The sequence below is a fragment of the Allobosea sp. Tri-44 genome (assembly GCF_004123845.1).
Taxonomy (GTDB): domain Bacteria; phylum Pseudomonadota; class Alphaproteobacteria; order Rhizobiales; family Beijerinckiaceae; genus Allobosea.
The window spans coordinates 235,977-253,870 of sequence record NZ_NBDP01000007.1 but is presented as its reverse complement, the minus strand read 5'-3'; the positions used below and the strand labels follow the sequence as shown (position 1 = coordinate 253,870).

Here is a 17,894-nt window from a genome sequence, read left to right as displayed (position 1 = left end):
CGGCTAACCACGGGTGCCGGGATACTTGGCGGATCCGGCCCTAAACCAACGGATAGGGTTTCAATACCCCCGGACGATAGCCGCTACCGGCGCTGCCTGGATAGATAACTCAAGGAAATCAAGCAGTTTTCCTGAATTGCACTAATCGCGGAGGATCTCCATGGAAAAGCCGACGCCCCTTAAGTCGCTCGAGATTTCGGATCGCGGAATGATTGCGCGTCGCAGATTCCTGAATTTTCTGGCTGCCAGCCCGCTCGTCGCGACCCCGATGGTCGCCTCCACGATTGCTTCGATTCTGGCGTCCATGCCGGACCGGTCGTTGGCCCAAAGCTATGATGTGCTGCGCAGCTCCGCCCGAACGCTTGGTCCGGACGGGATCATCACCGCGGCGGGGGACGCGCTGAACGTGTTCGAGTTCGAACCTGCGGCGAAGAAAGCCGTGCTGGCTCAGGAGGCACCGGCGCATTGGGGTTATCTGGAAAGCGGCGTGGACGGCGACGTGACGCGCGATGCCAATAATGCCGCCTATGCCCGCTACAACATTCGCGCAAAACGGCTGATCGACGCGCGCAAGGTCGACACCAGCGTGAAGATCTTCGGCGAAACCTGGCGCAGCCCGATCTTTCTCTGCCCGGTCAGCAGCCTTGGCGCCTTCGATGCGGAGGCGGGAGTCACGGCGGCGCGCGCGGCCGGCAAGCGCGGGCACCAGATGATCCTCTCCACGGTCGACAATGCGAGCATCGCCGATGTGAGCAAGGCCCATGGCTCGCCGGCCTGGTTCCAGCTTTATCCGACCGACAACTGGGCCGTGACGCAGGCACTGGTAAGCCGTGCCGAGGCCGCGGGTTGTCCGGCGATCGTCCTGACGGTCGACCGGCAGGGCGGCCGCAACACCGAGACCTTGTTCCGCATGCGGCGTCAGGATCAGCGCGATTGTTCGGGCTGTCACACGCCGGGCTTTGCCAATGAGGTCAGCCGCAAGGCGAATTTCGCCGGCATCGATGTGTCGAAGGTCACGAACCTCTACGGCACCGGCATGACCTGGAGCTTCGTCGATCGCCTGCGCGGGATCGTCAAAGGCAAGCTCTTGCTGAAAGGCATTGTGACCGGCGCAGACGCCAAGGAGGCGCTGCGTCACGGCGTCGACGGCCTTCTGGTCTCCAATCATGGCGGGCGCGCCGAAGAGAGCGGGCAGGCGACGATTGGTGTTCTGGCTGAGATCGTGGACGCGGTAGGTGGCCGCATCCCGGTTCTCATCGACGGCGGCGTGCGCCGCGGCACCGATGTCCTGAAAGCACTTGCCGTCGGCGCCGCGGCCGTGGGGATTGGCCGACCCTACGTCTGGGGGCTCGCCTCCTTCGGCGAACCCGGCGTCGACCGTGTCCTCCAGATTCTGGACGATGAGTTCATCACGATCATGCGCCAGACGGGCGCGCTCAACGTCGGTCAGATCACGCGGGATACGGTCACGCGGGTCTAGAGGCTGTTGGTGGCTTTGGACACGGTTTGACTGAGGTCAAGCCGTCCGAATGGCTCATCTGCCTCGATCGGCAGCCCACGCTCGCGGAAGGCGTGCAGACCATCAACGGCCTTGCCTTCGTCGAAGGACCGGACCGCCTCCCGCCCAAGTCCGCGCTGACCCGGAATGGTATCGACCGCACTGCCTCGACAGCAACCAAACAGCATGTCGTCCTATCCGAAGGTCTAGAGCAACGCCGCCAATGCACGGCTTCTCGCTATTCTTGCGGCCGATTGAGAGTTCCTCCGTCCAGATCGCAGAATGCCAGCAAGCACCCGGCGGCAGGCTCGCTGCCGGGGCGCTCGATCGCAGCCATTGGCGTTCAACGGAAATGGGACCATGGACCCGCTTGATGAGAAGAGCCTCGTCGTCAGCGAGGAGGGCGCTGGGAGCGCCGCCGCCGCCGCGCGGCCCGGCAGGAAGAAGATCGTCGGGCTGCTGCTGTGCCTTGGCGCCGCGGCGGCCGCGGCGGCGGGCTGGGCCAATGCCCGTTCGGGCGGCGAGGCGACCGACAACGCCTATGTCCGCGGCGATCTGACCTCACTGGCGCCGAAGATCGCGGGCTATGTCACGGCCGTCGAGATCGAGGATAATCAGGCCGTCAGAGCGGGAGACATCCTGTTCCGGATCGACGATGCGGACTATCGCGCACGGCTCGCGCAAGCCGTGGCCAATGTCGAGGCCGCGCAGGCGCGCGTCACCAATGTCGATGCCGAGACCAAGCTCCAGCACGCTCTGGTCCGGCAGGCGGAAGCCCAGAAGCAGGCCGCCAGCGCCGAGGTGACCCTGGCGACACGGTCGCAGAGCCGGCGCCGCGAACTCATTCGCAGCAATGCGGTGAGCCAGGCCCTGCTCGATGAGAGCGACGCGGCGCGCTCGCGGGCCGAGGCAAACCTGTCGGCGGCCTCGGCGGCGATCGAAGCGCAGCAGCAGCGCATCGCCGTCCTGACCACGCAGCACCAAGCGGCCGTTGCCGCCGTGGCGCAGACGCAGGCCGCGCGCGATCTCGCCCAGATCGATCTCGACAGTACCGTCGTGCGCGCTCCGGTCGGCGGCATCGTCGGCAACCGCCAGGTCCGGATTGGCCGCCTGGTCGCGCCGGGCGTCGCCCTGCTCGACATCGTCCCGGTCGACGATGTCTGGGTCGTGGCGAACTTCAAGGAGACCCAGCTCGAGCAGATCCGGCCCGGTCAGCATGTCCGCATCACCGTCGACGGCTATCCGAACGAGGCGCTCCAGGGCGTGGTCGACAGCTTCGCGCCCGGCAGCGGCTCCGCCTTCAGCCTGCTCCCGGCCGACAATGCGACGGGGAACTTCGTCCGCGTCGTCCAGCGCGTTCCGGTCAAGATCCGCTTTGTCGGCAATCCCTTGCCCGGCCGCCTGGTGCCCGGCCTGTCGGCGCGCGTCGAGATCGCCCCGGGAGGCAGCTCATGATCATGGTCGCTAGCATCGCGCCGGGCCGCAGCAGCGCTGCCGCCGGCACCCTTCTTCTCACCGGCATCGTGCTCGCCGCCTTGACCGAGGCGCTTGCCGGCACCGTCCTCTCGCTCGGGCGCGGCGACATCATCGGCGACACCTCGGCGACGCCCGACGAGTTCGCCTGGCTCGACATCGGCTACATCGCGCTGAAGCTGATCGGCTTCATGACCGCGCCCTGGCTGATGAGCCGGATCGATCCGCGCAGCGTGCTCGTCACTGCGACCCTGGCGATGGGGCTGGCCTCCGGGATCGCCGCCATGACCGCCCGGCTCGACCTGCTGATCGGGCTGCGCGTCGTCCAGGGCTTGTCCGGCGGCACCCTGCTCGTCGCAGGCCAGGCGCTGATCTTCCTGCGCTTCCCGCGCGCGCAGCAGCCGCTGCATCAGGCGCTCTTCGCGATGGGCGCCGTCGTCGCGCCCGGAACGCTCGCCCCGGCGCTTCAGGGCTGGCTGCTCGATGCGCAGGCCTGGACCTGGATCTTCTTCAGCATCGTGCCGCTCGCCCTCACCGCCGCCGGGCTCCTGCTGCTGGCGGATGGGCCGATGCCCGAAAGGAACGTACGCCGTCCGTTCGACTGGCTCGGCGTCGCGCTGATCTCGGTCACGTTCTTCTGCCTCACCTATGTTCTGACGCAAGGCAGCCGCTGGGACTGGTTCGAGGAGCCGCGCATCCTCTGGCTGACGCTGACCGGCGCCGCCGCTTTGCTGGCCTTCCTCGCTCAGCAGGCGCTGGCCGGAGGCCGGGGCCTCATCGACGTCTCCCTGTTCGGGCCGAACGACTTTACCTTCGCCTTCATCGTCAGCTTCGTCGCCGGCGCCGCCCTGTCCGGCAGCGCCTTCGTGATCCCGGCCTTCGCGACGTCCGTCCTCGCCTTCACCCCGAGCGAGGCCGGCGCGCTCCTGCTGCCGAGCGGCGCGCCCTTCATCGGCACGCTTCTCCTCGTCGCCCTGCTCGTGCAGTTCCGCCGCCTGCCGCCCTTCGCTACGGTGCCCTTCGGCATCCTGATCCTGATGAGCGGGATGTGGCTGCTCTCCGGCTCAACCAGCGAGAGCGGGGCTGACGACATGATGGCGGGGGTACTGCTGCGCGGCCTCGGCCTTGGCTTCCTGTTCCTGTCGATCACGCTGATCGCCTTCAGCCATCTCGACGCGCGCCAACTCGCCGGCGGCATCGGCCTGTTCAACACCGGCCGCCAGCTCGGCGGCCTGATGGGGATTGCGGCGCTGCAGACGCTGATCGAGCACCACACCATCGCCAATCTCGCGGTCCTCGGCGCCAACGTCGCTGCCGGAAAGCCTGCCGTGATCGAGCGCTTGACGGCCACGGCGGCGATGTTGACGGCGAAGGGGATGGACGCCGCCGTTGCCGGCCGGGCCGCGGCGAGCCTGCTCGGCCGAGCCGTGACGGGCCAGTCCGCTGTGATCGCCTTCGACACAGCCTTCAACGCGGTCGCCCTGCTCTTCGTCGTCGCAGCCCCCATCCTCGTCGCCATCAAGATCGCCTTCGCCAAGCTCGAAAAGCACGCTGAGGCAGCATCAGGGACAATCGTGCCGAAGCCCTCGCCTCCGATCCAGAAAGAGACGGAGAGGGAGACCGCGCCGGCAGGTTCGCTCGGCCGCACAGCGTCTGCCGACAACGATAGTCGAGCGGGTGTACGTGCCGATGGCGCCGTCGCCAAGGTGAGAGACTCTGAAGAAGCGCCAAAACTGGAACCTGCCGCATGACCCAGGACGAAGCAGCCTGACCTTCGCTTGCGTCATGTCGGATGAATAATGGGCTGTTCCAGCAGCGTACACGCTCGCTTGAGCGGCGCGTGCGCTCACCTTGCGCCGTCATAACGAGTGATACGGAACGCCTACGCTCGTCCGGCGACGAGGCGGAGCGCCGCGCGAGCGGAAACCGGGCGCGCCCGGCCGATCAACCGCAGCCCGCAAGAAAGCAGCTCACGCTCACCCGCGGGACAGGTCACCCTGAACCTTTGCATAGGGTCCCTCATTCTCGACAGCTCCCTGGCCTTTTCCTCATAAAGGACGCGCCGAGGAGATTGGCCGGCCGAGCTGACGAGAGAGGCAATGAGGCCAATGCTGCCTCGGCAACCTGAACGGATGGATGCCTGACCAAGATCTGCGGGCGACATCCAGCATCAGGCGCCATGCCGCCTTCCGACTGACTTTGCTGGTTCACGTCGCATGCCCGCCTGCAGGCCAGGGATGTTCGCGGCGGTGGTGAGGCAAGCTGTTCTTTGCCGTTGCTTTCAACAAGGACGAGGAGATCTTTCATGCCCAAAAACATCGTGGTCATCGGGGCGGGCTTCGCGGGATTGATGGCAGCGCTGGGCGCTTCTCGCCAGCGTCATGAACTGGGTGTTTCACCGAGTGACGTGGCGATCACCGTGGTGTCACCTGCGCCGGAACTGGTCATCCGCCCGCGCCTGTACGAACGGCAGCCCGAACAGATGGTCGCGCCTCTGACCGAGCTGTTTGCCGCGACCGACATCAATTATCGCCAAGGCAGCGTCGAGATAATCGACAGCGCCACATCGACGATCACGGTCGTAGCGGCCGATGGCACCTCGGCGACCTTGCCCTATGACCGGCTGATCCTTGCGGCGGGCAGCAACGGCTTTACTCCGCCGATCCCGGGCCTGGCCGAGTTCGGCTTCGCCGCGACGCAACTGGCCGAGGCGATCGAACTCGATCGCCACCTGCATGCGCTGGCGAAAATGCCGGCATCGCCGGCGCGCAATACGGTTGTGGTCGGCGGCGCCGGTTTCACCGGGCTGGAATTCGCTACCGAGATGCCGGGGCGTCTGCGCGAGATCCTGGGCGAGGATGCCGATATCCGCGTCGTCATCGTCGACCGGTCGGAGCATGTCGCGCCGGCGATGGGCGTTGAACCCAGGCCCCTGATCGAGGAGCGGCTGCGCGCTCTCGGGATTGAGACTCGGCTGAATGTCGGCATTGCGGGACTCGATGAGAACAGTGTCACGCTGAGCAATGGCGAGCGGATCGAGACCTCCACGGTGATCTGGTCCGCTGGCATGCGTGCCTCGCCGCTGACCGCGCAATTGCCGGCGGAGCGCGACAATCTGGGTCGGCTCGTAGTCGAGCCCGATCTGCGCGTGCCGGGGGCTCCCGGCGTTTTCGCGACCGGCGATACGGCGAAGGCAAAGAGCGACACGGCCGGGAACTACGCCGTCATGTCCTGTCAGCACGCCCGCCGCTTGGGTGCCTTCGCCGGGCACAACGCCGCTGCGGATCTGCTGGGAGAATCGACCCTTCCCTATGATCAGCCCGCCTACGTGACCTGCCTCGACCTCGGCCCCGACACGGCCATCTTCACGCGCGGGTGGAATTCCAAGGTCGAGATCACCGGCGCCGCGGCCAAGAAGGTCAAGCAGGAGATCAACGAGGTCTGGATCTACCCGCCGGCCGCGGACCGCACGGCAGCCTATGAGAACGTGCTCTACGCGCGCACCGTCGATTTCTGACGCGCCGGCCTGCGATGAAACAGGGTGACAGCGGGTAGATCACCCCGCTGTCATATCAGCGCGCAGTGGGCATCGCGCCTGACCATCGCGGCTCGTGCTTGCAGATCGTATTGGCGGCTATTGCGAGGTACTCCTGCCGAAAGCGGAGGAGTTTCCGAAAAAGGCTGAATCACCGCGTCGGAGGCGCGGGAGCGAACAGCGGGGCGTCCGAGATGACCTCGACGACCTTGCGGCTGCTCGCCTCCACCAGGACGATGAAACGCCCGTCGATGATCAGCATCCCATAGCGCCGTGGCGCACTCTCGCCATCGACTCCAATCACACGCACGGACGTGGGAACGATGTCGCCCAGTCGAGGCACCGGAGATATCGCCTGCCGGCCCTCGGCCGCGTGCCCCGGCGACAGCAGGACTGCCGGCAAGCTGAAAAGCCAGATGAGGGAACGCATGGCGGCAACTCCAACCTGAGCGAAGCCCATCGTGATCGATGGCGGAAGGAGCCCGCTGATCCAACCGTCTTGGGCTCTTGGCGGCATTCTGCGACCCAAGCAGAAGACATCTCAATCAGCCACAAGTAGCGAGAATCTATACTTTGGCGGTGTCACCCTAGACCTTTGGGTAGGCAGCCCTTTGGTCGCACGCGATGACCGCCGGCTGTCGCTCGCACGCAAGGTCGTGCATCAAGCACGCGAGGTGATCCTGGCCTGCTGCCGGTTTCGTGGACGGCCAGTTAAGCTAATCCGACCTTCTTTTCGAACTCGACCGGGCTGAGATAGCCGATGGTCGAGTGCCTGCGGATCGTGTTGTAGAACCGCTCGATGTAATCGAACACGTCGGCCCTGGCGGCGTCGCGCGTCCGATAGATTTTGCCTCTGATGCGCTCGGTTTTCAGGGAGGAGAAGAAGCTCTCCATCGCGGCATTGTCCCAGACGTTGCCGGACTGGCTCATCGAGCAGGTGACACCGTTTTCGGCCAACAGCTCCTGGAAGTGCTGGCTGGTGTATTGGCTGCCTTGATCCGAGTGATGCAGCAGTGCGTCGGGTTTTCCGCGGCGCCAGATCGCCATGACGAGCGCGTCGATGACGAGCGCCGCCGTCATTTCGGCCTTCATCGACCAGCCGACGACACGGCGCGAGATCAGGTCGATCACTGCGGCCACATAGAGCCAACCTTCCGCCGTCCAGACATGCAGGGCGCCAAAAGCAGCCTCTGGCTCGGCTCCCGAAAGCAGACTTTGGCACGTGCTGGCCTGACTTGGGTTCCATGCACGTTGCCCGACGAAGTCTGGAAGGCCGATCAACACGTGCCCACAGCGTCTCTTCGCCCATTGATAAATCTTCGATATCATTATGCGTAAAGCAATATATTGGACCTGAGGGGCGGTTTTTATCAAGCCTTCTTGCCACCCGAATGACCGTCCAATGCCTCGCATCATGAGCGTCGTCCTGCCGCTCGAAACGGTCGCATTGTCGGATCGGTCGAAGCAGGCAGTGAAGACTCATGACCAAAGCTCCGAGGGCGCCAGGAAGAACTCATATCCTGCGCCAACCGCTGCTCCTTACCGCCGTCCTTCCCCTCTGCATGAGTGTGACGGGATGCGCAGGCCCGCCCAAAGGCGTCCTGACGCCGGTCGAGGTATCGGTTCCACGGACATCGCGGGTCAACCTTCTCGTTGCGACCACGCGGGCGCCCAGTCCGGATCGGGCGGTCCTGTTTTCAGGAGAGCGCGGTGAGGCTTTGCAGTCGACCGAACTCACGATTTCGATCCCTCCGCCGGACAACCGGCAGGTCGGGCAAGTGCAGTGGCCGAAGCAATTGCCCCCAAACCCGGCGACGGACTTCGCGACGACAAGCGTCCGGGACTTGTCCAGCCTCGGCGAGATTCGCGGGTGGGTGAAGCAGCACTTGCCGCGTAGTCGTCGCGTGCTGATCTTCGTGCACGGTTTCAACAATCGCTACGAAGATGCGGTGTACCGTTTCGCCCAGATTGTGCACGATTCCCGTGCTGACGTCGCGCCGATCCTGTTCACCTGGCCCTCTCGGGGCAATGTTCTCGACTACGCCTATGACCGGGAAAGCACGAACTATTCCCGGACGCAGCTCGAGGAGGTCTTGCGACGAGCCGCCCAGGATCCCTTGGTCGGCGACATCACGATCATGGCGCATTCGATGGGAAGCTGGCTTGTTGTCGAGGCCTTGCGGCAAATGGCGATCCGCGACGGCCGTGTGGCGCCGACGATCAGGAACGTCATTCTGGCATCGCCCGACATCGATGTTCAGGTCTTCCGTAAGCAATGGCTGGAACAGGGGCCGCATCGTCCGCAGCTCACGCTGTTCGTGTCGCAGGATGATAAGGCCCTCGATATGTCGCGCCTCATCGGCGGTGATGTCGATCGGCTCGGCCAGATCAACCCGGCTGCCGAGCCGTATAGGTCCGAGCTGGAGAAAGCGGGGGTGACAGTCCTGGACCTGACGGCACTCAAGGGCGGCGATCCGCTCAATCATGGCAAGTTCGCGGAGCGCCCCGAGGTCGTCCGGTTGCTCGGCGAGCGCCTTATGGCCGGTCAGGCGATCGCAAGTAGCAAGACCGGCATTGGCAACCAGCTCGGGACTGTCGCGACAGAGGCGGCACTAAAGGTAGAAGGGGCCGCGAGCCTCATCAGGTTCCGATGACGGCTTCCCCTCCCTCGGAGCTGTGCGAGTAAGCTCAAGCTCAGCCCTTGCGCCTCGCCACCGTGCCCATCCCCGCCGTTTCCGAGTGAAGGTAATTTGACGCCTTCAGGACGATGATCACGGCGACATCTGCGCTCCCCGCAATATGCGGCAGCCGAAGAGCTCCAACCGGGGCGCAGCTAGTTATTTACCGCGTTTGACCCGCAACCATTCGCACTTGAAGATCGCTTGCGAGACCCGGGTGATGTCGCGGCTGATGATCTCGATATGATCCTCGATGCCCGACTCCGGCGGCGGTGAGCGAAGCTGGTCGACCGCCTCCCTCATCAGGACGTTGAGCCGCTGGTGGTCCTGTTCCAGCGGGTTGAGCATGAGTTCGATCTTGGAGACCGTCCGCAGGAGGTTCTCCACGCGCCTGAACAGCTCGGGATCCCGGGCGATGGCGATGCTTGTCGGCTCCTCGACGGTCTGGCGAATTGCCGCCACGGTCAGGAACTGCGAGGTGAGGCTCGCCACGAGGTCGCGCATCGTCTCGATCCATTTCTGGCGGTTGACCGACAGCACGTCCGCGTTGAACTGGAACTTGGCGATCCGCGTATTGACGAACGGGCCGGCAATCGACGCGATCAACGCCGTGGAGGCGGTGACCAAGGTGATCCACTCTGGTTTGATTTCCATGATCTTCGTCCGGGATGAGTGCTTACGCCGGTTTTTCCGGCTGGCTAAAGTCGTTGGGCTAACGAGGGAAACGGGTGATGAACCGTGCTGCATGTGATCGACAGCGCTAGGTTGAGCGAAAGCAATCCCGACCTCATGCCAGACCGTCGTCCGGAGGCGTGAGGCCTGCGCTCCCGCCCTGGCGGGCACCAACCCGGATGGCGTGGTTGCGGAGAATATCCTCGACCACCGCCGTGCATTCCACTTCCGTCAGGAACGACAGGCCGGGCACCAGAACACGCTCGGTCACGTGCGCCAGGCACCGCCGCGCGAACTCCTCTGCCGCGGCACGGCTATCGTCGATCCGAACGTTACAGACTTTGGCGTGGACGTCGAGATAGGCTGCGATCTCCTTCACGGTTGGGCCCAGGCTGTGCCGCCAGAACTCCTCTCCGAGCTGCGGAAAGCGGCTAAGCGCCCCGATGATCAGACGCAGGGTAATGATGGTCGTCGGATTATTGAGAGTTTCGAGGATCGCAATCCCGAAATGGCGCAAGGCCGACACTGGATCAGGGTCCTCCGGATCGATGGAGGGCAGCGTGCCCGCGATCCTCTCCGCTTCCCCGGTGATCAGCGCGCCGAACAGGGCATCCTTGCTTTCGAAATAGCGATAGATCGTAGCCTTTGAGACGCCGGTTTGGGTGGTGATCTGCTCGATACTGGTGCCCACGAAGCCGTTCCTGAGAAAGACCTGGCGCGCTCCGTCCAGAATTTGGCGCCTCGTGAGCGTGCTTCTGAGATCCTGCTGGGGCTCATTGCCGCCCGGCGGGGTGTTGGTGAGCATAGGGTTTTCGTCCTTTTTAGGCTGGTGGGTGTAGCCCCGGCCGCGGCGGGGGCGCGCTGCGGCCGGGGCGATGCTCGGCGTTCGTGAGGATCGGATGCGGGGCGAAGCTCCGGTCCGGAACGCCGAGCAAGCGGTGCGGCGCGGTCTAGGCTGGCTCGTGCGCCGGCTGCGCGGGCAGCGGTTCTGCCTCAGACTCCGAGGACGGCTTGATGCGGAACCAGGCCACGTAGAGCGCCGGCAGGAACAGGAGGGTCAGCAGCGTGCCGACGATAATGCCGCCCATCATGGCGTAGGCCATGGGTCCCCAAAACACTTCACGCGAGATCGGGATCAGCGCCAGGCTCGCAGCCGCTGCCGTCAGCAGGATCGGCCGCGTCCGGTGCATGGTGGCCTCGACCACGGCCTGCCACGGGGCCCAGCCCTCCCGCCGCAAATCCTCGATCTGCACGACCAGGATCACCGAGTTGCGGATCAGGATGCCGATCAGCGCCAGTACGCCCAGGATGGCCACGAAGCCCATGGGAGCGCCGCTCGGCAGCATAGCCGCCACCACGCCGATCAGCCCGAGCGGGGCCGCCGCCACCACCAGGAACAGTCGCGAGAAGCTCTGCATCTGAACCATCAGGATCGTCGCCATGATGAACAGCATGAGCGGGACGACGGCCGCGATCGGCCCCTGGGACTTGGCGCTTTCCTCCACCGGGCCCGCCACCGCCGCCGCGTAACCGGCCGGCAGCGCCCGGATGAACTCCTGGACCTTGGGTTCGAGCTGCTGAGCGATCGTCGCCGGCTGCGTCTCGCCGACGATGCTGCCCCGGATCGTGACGGTCGGCAGTCGGCTGCGACGCCAGATCACCGGCTGCTCGAGCTCGTAACGGAAGGTCGCGATCGCCGCCAACGGCACGGACTGGCCGTTCTTGCCCGGCAGCTGCAGGTTCTGCAGTGTCTCGATGGCGCCCCGCTCGGCGGCACTGGCCCGGCTCACGACGTCGACCAGATAGATCGCGTCGCGCACCTGGGTGATGCTCGTGCCGCCCACCACGCCGTTGAGCACGCCGGCGATGTCCTGCGAGGTCACGCCGAGTTGGCGGGCCTTGTCCTGCAGCACGTCAATCTTGACCACCCGAGCGGGCTCGTTCCAGTTGAACCCGATATCGCTGACCCGGGGATGCTCGCCGACGATTGCGGCGAGCTTCTGCGCCAGCTCCCTCACCTTCTGGTTGTCGGGTCCGCTGAGCCGGTACTGCACCGGCCGGCCGGCCGGCGGACCCACCGCCAGCAGGTCGACATATACATCGAGGCCAGCAAACTCTTCCCGAGACCAGGTCTTGATCTTGGCCCTGAGGCGCTCACGGGCCGTGATGCTCTTGGTCACAATGACCATCTGGCCGTAGTTGGGGTTCGCCGGTTGCGGGTCGAAGGAGAGGATGAAGCGTACTGCGCCCTGGCCGACATAGGACGACCAGTGATCGATGTCGGCATCACCGGCGAGCTTGGCCTCGAAGCGGTCCATCTGCGCCTTCGTGTCGGTGATCGAGGCGTTCTGCGCCAAAGTAAAGTCGACAAGGAGCTCGTTGCGGTCCGAGGACGGGAAGAACTGCTGCTCGACGAACCGCATCCCGTAGAGCGAGACGGCGAACATCGCGACCGTCACGCCGATGGTCAGCCAACGCCAGCGCATGGCACCGACCAGGACGCGCGAGAACATTGCCGCGCCCCTGCTCGGCTTGTCGTGATGCTTCTTCATCGTCTTCGGGAGCAGCGCCACGCCGAGCAGGGGCGCAAACAGCACCGCGACGATCCAGGACAACAGCAGCGAGACTGCGATGACGACGAACAGCGTGAAGGTGTACTCGCCCGCGTTGCTGCTGTTGAGGCCGACCGGGATGAAGCTTGCGACGGTTACGAGCGTGCCGGTGAGCATCGGGAAGGCGGTGGAGGTGTAGACGGCGGTCGCGGCCTTGCGCAGCGTGTCGCCGGCCTCGAGCCGCGCCACCATCATCTCAACCGCGATCATCGCGTCGTCGACCAGCAGGCCAAGCGCGATGATGAGAGCGCCGAGCGAGATCCGCTGCAGAGAGATGCCGGTATACTGCATGACCACGAAGGTCATGGCGAGCACGAGCGGGATGGTGATTGCCACCACCAGGCCGGCCCGCATGCCGAGGCTGATGAAGCTGACCACCAGCACGATCGCCACAGCCTCGAACAGCGCCTTGGTAAAGCCGCCAACCGCCTCCTCGACCACGACCGGCTGGTCGGCGACGAGGTGAACGCCGACGCCGATGGGCAGTTCGCCGGTGATCTTGTGCATCTGCTCCTTCAGCGCCTCGCCGAACGCAAGCAGGTTGGCGCCGGTCTTCATGCCGATGGCGAGACCGATCGCCGGCTGACCTTTGAACCGGAACAAGGCCTGCGGCGGGTCGACATGGCCGCGGCTGATGGTGGCGATGTCGCTCAGGCGGAAGAAGCGGTCGTTGACGCGCAGGTTGAGGCCGCGCAGGCTCTCTTCCGACGTAAACTGCCCGGATACCCGGACGCTGATGCGCTCGCGGCCAGCCTCGATGACGCCCGACGGCGCAATCGCGTTCTGTGCCTGGAGCGTCTGGATGACTTCCTGCTGGCTGACGCCGAGGGCGGCCATCTCGCGCGTCGAGAATTCGAGGAAGATCACCTCGTCCTGGGCGCCGATCAGGTTGACCTTGCCGACATTCGGTACCGTGAGAACCTTGGCCCGCACATCCTCGACATAGTCGCGCAGCTGTCGCTGCGTCAGCCCGTCGGCGGTGAAGGCGTAGACATTGCCGAAGACGTCACCGAAATCGTCGTTGAAGACGGGGCCGACGACACCCTGCGGTAGCTCCCGCTTGATGTCGTTGATCATGTTGCGGACCTTGACCCAGACGCCCGGCACGTCGCGGCTTTTGACCGTGTCCTTCAGGTTGACATAGATCACGGCCTGGCCCGGCGTGGTCTGGCTGCGGGTGTAGTCGAGCGAGTCGAGCTCTTCGAGCTTCTTCTCGATGCGGTCGCTGACCTGGCGCGCGGTGTCCTCGACCGTGGCGCCGGGCCACTGGGCGGCGATCACCATCGTCTTGATGGTGAACGACGGATCCTCCTCGCGCCCCAGACTGACGTAGGCGAGGATGCCCGCGATGGCCGAGACGATCATGAAGTACCAGACGAGGGAGCGATGCTCGAGCGCCCAGTCGGATAGGTTGAAGCGGTTTGTCATTGGAATGCCCCGTCTGGGATTTTGACTGTTTGGCCAGGGGTCAGGCTATTCACGCCGGCGGTGACAACGCGCGAGCCGGCGGTGAGCCCGTCGAGGATCCGAACGAACGATCGCTCTCGCGCGGCGATCGTCACGTCCTCGGTCGACACCGTCCTGGTTGCCGGATTGACGACCCAGACCATGGTCTTGCCGTCCCGCTCCAGCACGGCCGTGATCGGCAGTTCGATGCCCGGGGAAGCCTGCGTCGTGACCGTTGCGGTAATCGTCGTTCCGAGGCGAAAGCTCTTCGCCGCCGGGCTGTCGAGTGTGATCCTGACCCGCCGCGTGCGTGTGGCGGGATCTGCTTGTGGGGCGATCTCTCGGACCGATCCGGCAGTTCGAACCGACGGATCGACTTGCAGGGCGATGTCGAAGCGCGCTTGCGCCTTGAGATCGCGCCCGATGCTCTCGGGCAGGTCGACCACCGCCTCGCGGATCTCGGGGCGGGCCACGGAGACGACCGTCTGGCCCGGCTGGACCACCTGCCCGAGTTCCGCCGCAACCGTGGTGACGACGCCGTCGAAGTCAGCCCGCAGCTCGGTGTAGCTGAGCTGCTCCTCGGCCTTTTCGAGTTCCGCCTTGGCGCGGGTGATGCCGGCCAACGCGGACTCCTGCACCTGCGTGGCGGCGTCGAACTGCGCCTGGTTGGAAATGTCCTGCGAGAGCAGCTTGCGCTGCCGAGCCTCTGTCGCGGCGGCGTTTTCGAGCCGGGCGGTGGCGCTGGCCAAGTCAGCCTGAGCCGACCGCACCGCAAGCTCATAAGCGACGGGATCGAGCCTGGCCAGACGATCCCCCTGCTTGACGACGTCGCCGACATTGACGTCGCGGCTCACGATGCGCCCAAGCACCTGGAAGCCGATGTCGGACTTGTAGCGAGGTTCGACGGTTCCCGCGAAGCCTAGGGTACGCGCCGCCTGCGGGGTCGCAACGACGGAGAGAACGGGCCGGGGCGGCTGCACCTTCCCGTGCTGCTCGTCCTTGCAGCCCGCGAGCAGAGCGACTGAGCCGAGGACGGTCAGGGATGTCAGGATGCGATTCATTGAGCTGCTCCTTTGGCAACCGCGACCACCTGGTTGGGTCGCAGGAACTGCGCCCCGCCGGTCGCGACCATCTCGCCGGGCTGGAGCCCCTCCCGCACGAAAACCTTCCCGGTCCCGTAGCCTTCGATGGTGATCGGCTTCAGCAACACTGCTTTCGTCTGGGGGGCGACGGTCCACACGGCCGGCTGGCCGTTGCCGCTAGACAAGGCACTCCACGGCACCACCACGAGCTTGCGAGGCTGCATCCGGCCCTCGCCGATGACGGAGGCGCCGAGCGTCATCGCTGCCGGCGACTGCGCGAGGCCGACCTTGACTCTGACGGTCCCCGTGAGCCGGTCCACGGTCGGCGAGACCTCACGCACGGCGCCCGTTGCCGTCACGGCCGGGTCGGACACCAGCGTCAGCGCGATGGCGGGATCGGTGAGCTCGTGGGTGAAGATCGACTCGTTGACATTGAACACCGCATCGCGCGGCCCGTCTTGGGCGATCGAGAATACGGTCTGCGCCGCCTGTATGACCTGCCCGGTCTCGGCATTGCGCGCCGTGATGACGCCGGCAACCCCCGCCCGCAGCACAGTATCAGACAGCCGGTCGCGGGCGGTGCCGAGCTGAGCTCTGGCGTCAACGAGCGCGGCTTCGGCCGTGCGGTAGGCTTCCTGGGCCTGATCGTGTTCGCGCTGGGTCGTGAAGCCTCGGGCGAGCAAGGCTTTCTGGCGCTCGTAGCTGGAGGTCGCCTGGCGCAGCACAGCCTCGGCGGAAACGACCGCGGCCTCGGTGGCGGTGACCGTCGCCCGCTGCTGCTGCGGATCGAGCCTGGCCAGCACCTGCTCGGCCGTTACATGGTCGCCGACATTGACCAAGCGTTCGGTGATGCGACCTGCCACCCTGAACGACAGCTCGCTTTCGACCCGTGGGCGAATCTCGCCCGTCAGTCGAATGGCCGGCGCATAGTCGGCCAGGGCAGCCGCCTCGACCTGCACAGCGGTCGGCGGGTTCTCCGGGCCGCTGGCCTGTTCCTGGCAGGCGGCCAAGCCCGTCACGGCAAGCATTGCCGTGCAACGGGCCGATCTCCGCCACCAACGACTGTATCCCATCACATGCCCCTTTCGCTGGCCGGAAGCCAAAGTCAGGGGAGGGAATAGTCACGGCACGCTATATGGTCCAATATATTGTTATTCAAAGTTTGATTGGTAAAAGATATCAATTGTCGCTTGGCTTGCCACTCTTCGGTGAAGAGGGCCCTGGAGCCTGCATGTGACATTCCGCGTCCCTGCACGCAGCCCTCGAACGCCACGTCGATGTCCACACGTGGCCGCAGCACGATGAGAGGGTGTTGCAGCGGTTGCTCTGCTCAAATATATTATTATTCAAATACCGATATGAGAAAAATATCGATGGATCTGCGTCACCTCCGATACTTCGTCGCCACGGCCGAAGAGCTGCATTTTGGCCGAGCCGCCAACCGCCTCCACATCGCGCAGCCGGCCCTCAGCATTCAGATCAAGGCCCTGGAGGAGACGTTGGGAGTGCAGCTCCTCAACCGGACGAACCGGGTGGTGACTCTGACGGAGGCTGGCCGGCTGTTCCTCAGGGAGGCCCGCCGCACCCTTGAACAGGCGCAGCATGCTGCGATCGTGGCCCGCCGGGCCGGGCGCGGCGAGATCGGCCGCATTGAAATTGGCTACTCCGCCGACGTTTCCTATTCTGGGGTGCTGTCAAAAACCCTGCGGGAGTACCGGCGGCAAATGCCCGATGTCGAGCTCGGCCTGCAGGAACTGCATCCGAGCACCCAGATCGCCCAGTTGCTGGAAGGCCGAATCCAGATCGGCTTCCTCGCCAGCTTTATCGGAAGCCCTGCCTGGAAGCTGCCGCAGGATCTCGATGCGATCCGCCTGATGGAATGGCCGCTGCGGATCGCGCTTCCGGTTGACCATCCCCTGGCGCGACGCAGCCGGATTCCACGTGAGGCGCTCGCCGATGAACCCTTCATCCTCTATGTCGGGTCGGATATTGAGCAGGACCGCTCGTTGGTCCAGCTGACGCTTGGGTTTGCGCCGCGCGTGGCGTATGAGGCGCGCAGCGGATTTTCTCTCATCAGCCTCGTTGGTGCCGGACTGGGCGTGGCCATCGTGCCGTCCTCGGTCAGTTCCATCAGTATCGGCGAGCATGTCGTCTACCGGCCCATCTCGGGCAATACGATCCAGATTGGCACCGAGGTCGTCTTCCGCCGCGATGCTGACGACCCTGCCGTGGTCAATTTCCTACAGATGGTCCGCCTCGATTAGCTATGATCCCCGGTCGAGTGATCGCCCGGCTCGCGAGAAAACACCCGCCGTCACAGACCCGGAGTGCTTACCCGGCTCTCAGAGGTCGGGACTCAAACAGGCCGTCGGCTCGAACTTGCCTCTGTATAACTATCCGTCGGGCGAATGTGCCCCACCAATGCGGACGAACTCAAAGTCAAAAATCGGGCCACTCTCGCCCGTTGGCTGGCGCGCGCACCAGAACGCCCGGGAGCAGACGTTGTCGGAGTCCGGAAAGGGCCAAATCTCGACACAAATTTAGCTACTGCGGTTGGCGCAGAGAACCGCAGCAGCATGGGACGGAGCCAAGAATAGCCCTTTTGGGGCGCCCAAATTTTCTAGCCCGGAGCGAAAGTGAGAAGTGTTCGACGCGTCCAAGGCCCGGATATACCGGCCATTTTGCGCGGTTCTGCGGTGCGAGGGGAAGCTCGAAAACTAGCTGGCGGACAGGGCGGGATTCGAACCCGCGATACGGTTTCCCGTATACACACTTTCCAGGCGTGCGCCTTCAACCACTCGGCCACCTGTCCGGCGCGCTGCTTATGGCGTCCGCGCGCGCTTCTTTCAAGGCCTAATGCCGCAGCCCGGCGAGGTTGCGCGCAATTGTCCTTTGCCG

Annotated in this window: 12 protein-coding genes, 1 tRNA gene and 2 pseudogenes; 6 read left to right on the top strand and 9 right to left on the bottom strand. The window is 64.9% G+C overall.

The genetic code is table 11. The features are described 5' to 3' along the window. Positions 1–160: 160 nt before the first annotated feature. A complete protein-coding gene (locus B6S44_RS07690; RefSeq protein ID WP_248309491.1) occupies positions 161–1,480 on the top strand; it encodes an alpha-hydroxy acid oxidase in 1,320 nt (439 codons plus the stop codon). On the opposite strand, the gene B6S44_RS07685 is transcribed toward B6S44_RS07690, so the two are convergent. Beyond that, the gene (locus B6S44_RS07685; RefSeq protein ID WP_129156234.1) at positions 1,477–1,686 is read right to left on the bottom strand and encodes a hypothetical protein; all 210 of its coding nucleotides are present in this window, start codon (positions 1,684–1,686) and stop codon (positions 1,477–1,479) included. The two genes, B6S44_RS07690 and B6S44_RS07685, sit on opposite strands and share 4 nt — an antisense overlap. 172 nt (positions 1,687–1,858) lie before the next feature. Here B6S44_RS07685 and B6S44_RS07680 point away from each other — a divergent pair, with 172 nt between their 5' ends. The 3 genes from B6S44_RS07680 (at position 1,859) to B6S44_RS07670 (ending at position 6,488) form a co-directional block, all read left to right on the top strand. Next, positions 1,859–2,953 carry an HlyD family secretion protein gene (locus B6S44_RS07680; protein WP_129156232.1) on the top strand — a complete coding sequence of 365 codons (1,095 nt, stop codon included), beginning with the start codon at positions 1,859–1,861 and terminating at the stop codon, positions 2,951–2,953. Next, entirely contained in the window at positions 2,950–4,722 is a 1,773-nt protein-coding gene (locus B6S44_RS07675; RefSeq protein WP_129156230.1) for an MFS transporter, read from the top strand. The genes B6S44_RS07680 and B6S44_RS07675 overlap by 4 nt, the downstream gene beginning before the upstream one ends. 554 nt (positions 4,723–5,276) lie before the next feature. Further along, positions 5,277–6,488 carry an NAD(P)/FAD-dependent oxidoreductase gene (locus tag B6S44_RS07670; protein ID WP_129156224.1) on the top strand — a complete coding sequence of 404 codons (1,212 nt, stop codon included), beginning with the start codon at positions 5,277–5,279 and terminating at the stop codon, positions 6,486–6,488. A gap of 169 nt (positions 6,489–6,657) precedes the next feature. Here B6S44_RS07670 and B6S44_RS07665 read toward each other — a convergent pair whose 3' ends face one another. After that, positions 6,658–6,936, bottom strand: a complete 279-nt coding sequence (locus tag B6S44_RS07665) for a hypothetical protein (protein ID WP_129156223.1) — start codon at positions 6,934–6,936, stop codon at positions 6,658–6,660. A 281-nt stretch (positions 6,937–7,217) separates the two neighbouring features. Then, positions 7,218–7,676: pseudogene (locus tag B6S44_RS07660) on the bottom strand (IS3 family transposase); the annotation flags it as partial. Between the two features lie 392 nt (positions 7,677–8,068). Here B6S44_RS07660 and B6S44_RS07655 point away from each other — a divergent pair. Continuing rightward, positions 8,069–9,148, top strand: a pseudogene (locus tag B6S44_RS07655) (alpha/beta hydrolase); the annotation flags it as partial. Between the two features lie 195 nt (positions 9,149–9,343). On the opposite strand, the gene B6S44_RS07650 reads toward B6S44_RS07655, so the two are convergent. From B6S44_RS07650 to B6S44_RS07630, 5 genes are all read right to left on the bottom strand, one after another. Then, positions 9,344–9,811 carry a hypothetical protein gene (locus tag B6S44_RS07650; RefSeq protein WP_129156219.1) on the bottom strand — a complete coding sequence of 156 codons (468 nt, stop codon included), beginning with the start codon at positions 9,809–9,811 and terminating at the stop codon, positions 9,344–9,346. A 160-nt stretch (positions 9,812–9,971) separates the two neighbouring features. Further along, complete coding sequence (locus B6S44_RS07645; RefSeq protein WP_129156217.1) at positions 9,972–10,661, bottom strand: TetR/AcrR family transcriptional regulator; 690 nt, start codon at positions 10,659–10,661, stop codon at positions 9,972–9,974. A gap of 145 nt (positions 10,662–10,806) precedes the next feature. Continuing rightward, on the bottom strand, positions 10,807–13,896 hold the full coding sequence (locus tag B6S44_RS07640; protein WP_129156215.1) for an efflux RND transporter permease subunit: 3,090 nt from the start codon (positions 13,894–13,896) through the stop codon (positions 10,807–10,809). Continuing rightward, positions 13,893–14,975, bottom strand: a complete 1,083-nt coding sequence (locus tag B6S44_RS07635) for an efflux RND transporter periplasmic adaptor subunit (protein ID WP_129156213.1) — start codon at positions 14,973–14,975, stop codon at positions 13,893–13,895. The genes B6S44_RS07640 and B6S44_RS07635 overlap by 4 nt, the downstream gene beginning before the upstream one ends. Further along, on the bottom strand, positions 14,972–16,024 hold the full coding sequence (locus tag B6S44_RS07630) for an efflux RND transporter periplasmic adaptor subunit (RefSeq protein WP_248309490.1): 1,053 nt from the start codon (positions 16,022–16,024) through the stop codon (positions 14,972–14,974). Before B6S44_RS07630 ends, B6S44_RS07635 begins: the two co-directional genes overlap by 4 nt. 345 nt (positions 16,025–16,369) lie before the next feature. Here B6S44_RS07630 and B6S44_RS07625 point away from each other — a divergent pair, with 345 nt between their 5' ends. Further along, entirely contained in the window at positions 16,370–17,260 is an 891-nt protein-coding gene (locus B6S44_RS07625; protein ID WP_164985753.1) for a LysR substrate-binding domain-containing protein, read from the top strand. A gap of 458 nt (positions 17,261–17,718) precedes the next feature. On the opposite strand, the gene B6S44_RS07620 is transcribed toward B6S44_RS07625, so the two are convergent. Further along, positions 17,719–17,808, bottom strand: a tRNA-Ser gene (locus B6S44_RS07620). Between the last annotated feature and the right edge of the window lie 86 nt (positions 17,809–17,894).

Coding starts and splice junctions, on each gene's coding strand:
- B6S44_RS07680 (WP_129156232.1), top strand. CDS start 1,859: ATGGACCCGCTTGATGAGAAGAGCCTCGTCGTCAGCGAGGAGGGCGCT.
- B6S44_RS07640 (WP_129156215.1), bottom strand. CDS start 13,896: ATGACAAACCGCTTCAACCTATCCGACTGGGCGCTCGAGCATCGCTCC.
- B6S44_RS07635 (WP_129156213.1), bottom strand. CDS start 14,975: ATGAATCGCATCCTGACATCCCTGACCGTCCTCGGCTCAGTCGCTCTG.
- B6S44_RS07670 (WP_129156224.1), top strand. CDS start 5,277: ATGCCCAAAAACATCGTGGTCATCGGGGCGGGCTTCGCGGGATTGATG.
- B6S44_RS07685 (WP_129156234.1), bottom strand. CDS start 1,686: ATGCTGTTTGGTTGCTGTCGAGGCAGTGCGGTCGATACCATTCCGGGT.
- B6S44_RS07675 (WP_129156230.1), top strand. CDS start 2,950: ATGATCATGGTCGCTAGCATCGCGCCGGGCCGCAGCAGCGCTGCCGCC.
- B6S44_RS07690 (WP_248309491.1), top strand. CDS start 161: ATGGAAAAGCCGACGCCCCTTAAGTCGCTCGAGATTTCGGATCGCGGA.
- B6S44_RS07665 (WP_129156223.1), bottom strand. CDS start 6,936: ATGCGTTCCCTCATCTGGCTTTTCAGCTTGCCGGCAGTCCTGCTGTCG.
- B6S44_RS07645 (WP_129156217.1), bottom strand. CDS start 10,661: ATGCTCACCAACACCCCGCCGGGCGGCAATGAGCCCCAGCAGGATCTC.
- B6S44_RS07630 (WP_248309490.1), bottom strand. CDS start 16,024: ATGCTTGCCGTGACGGGCTTGGCCGCCTGCCAGGAACAGGCCAGCGGC.
- B6S44_RS07625 (WP_164985753.1), top strand. CDS start 16,370: ATGGATCTGCGTCACCTCCGATACTTCGTCGCCACGGCCGAAGAGCTG.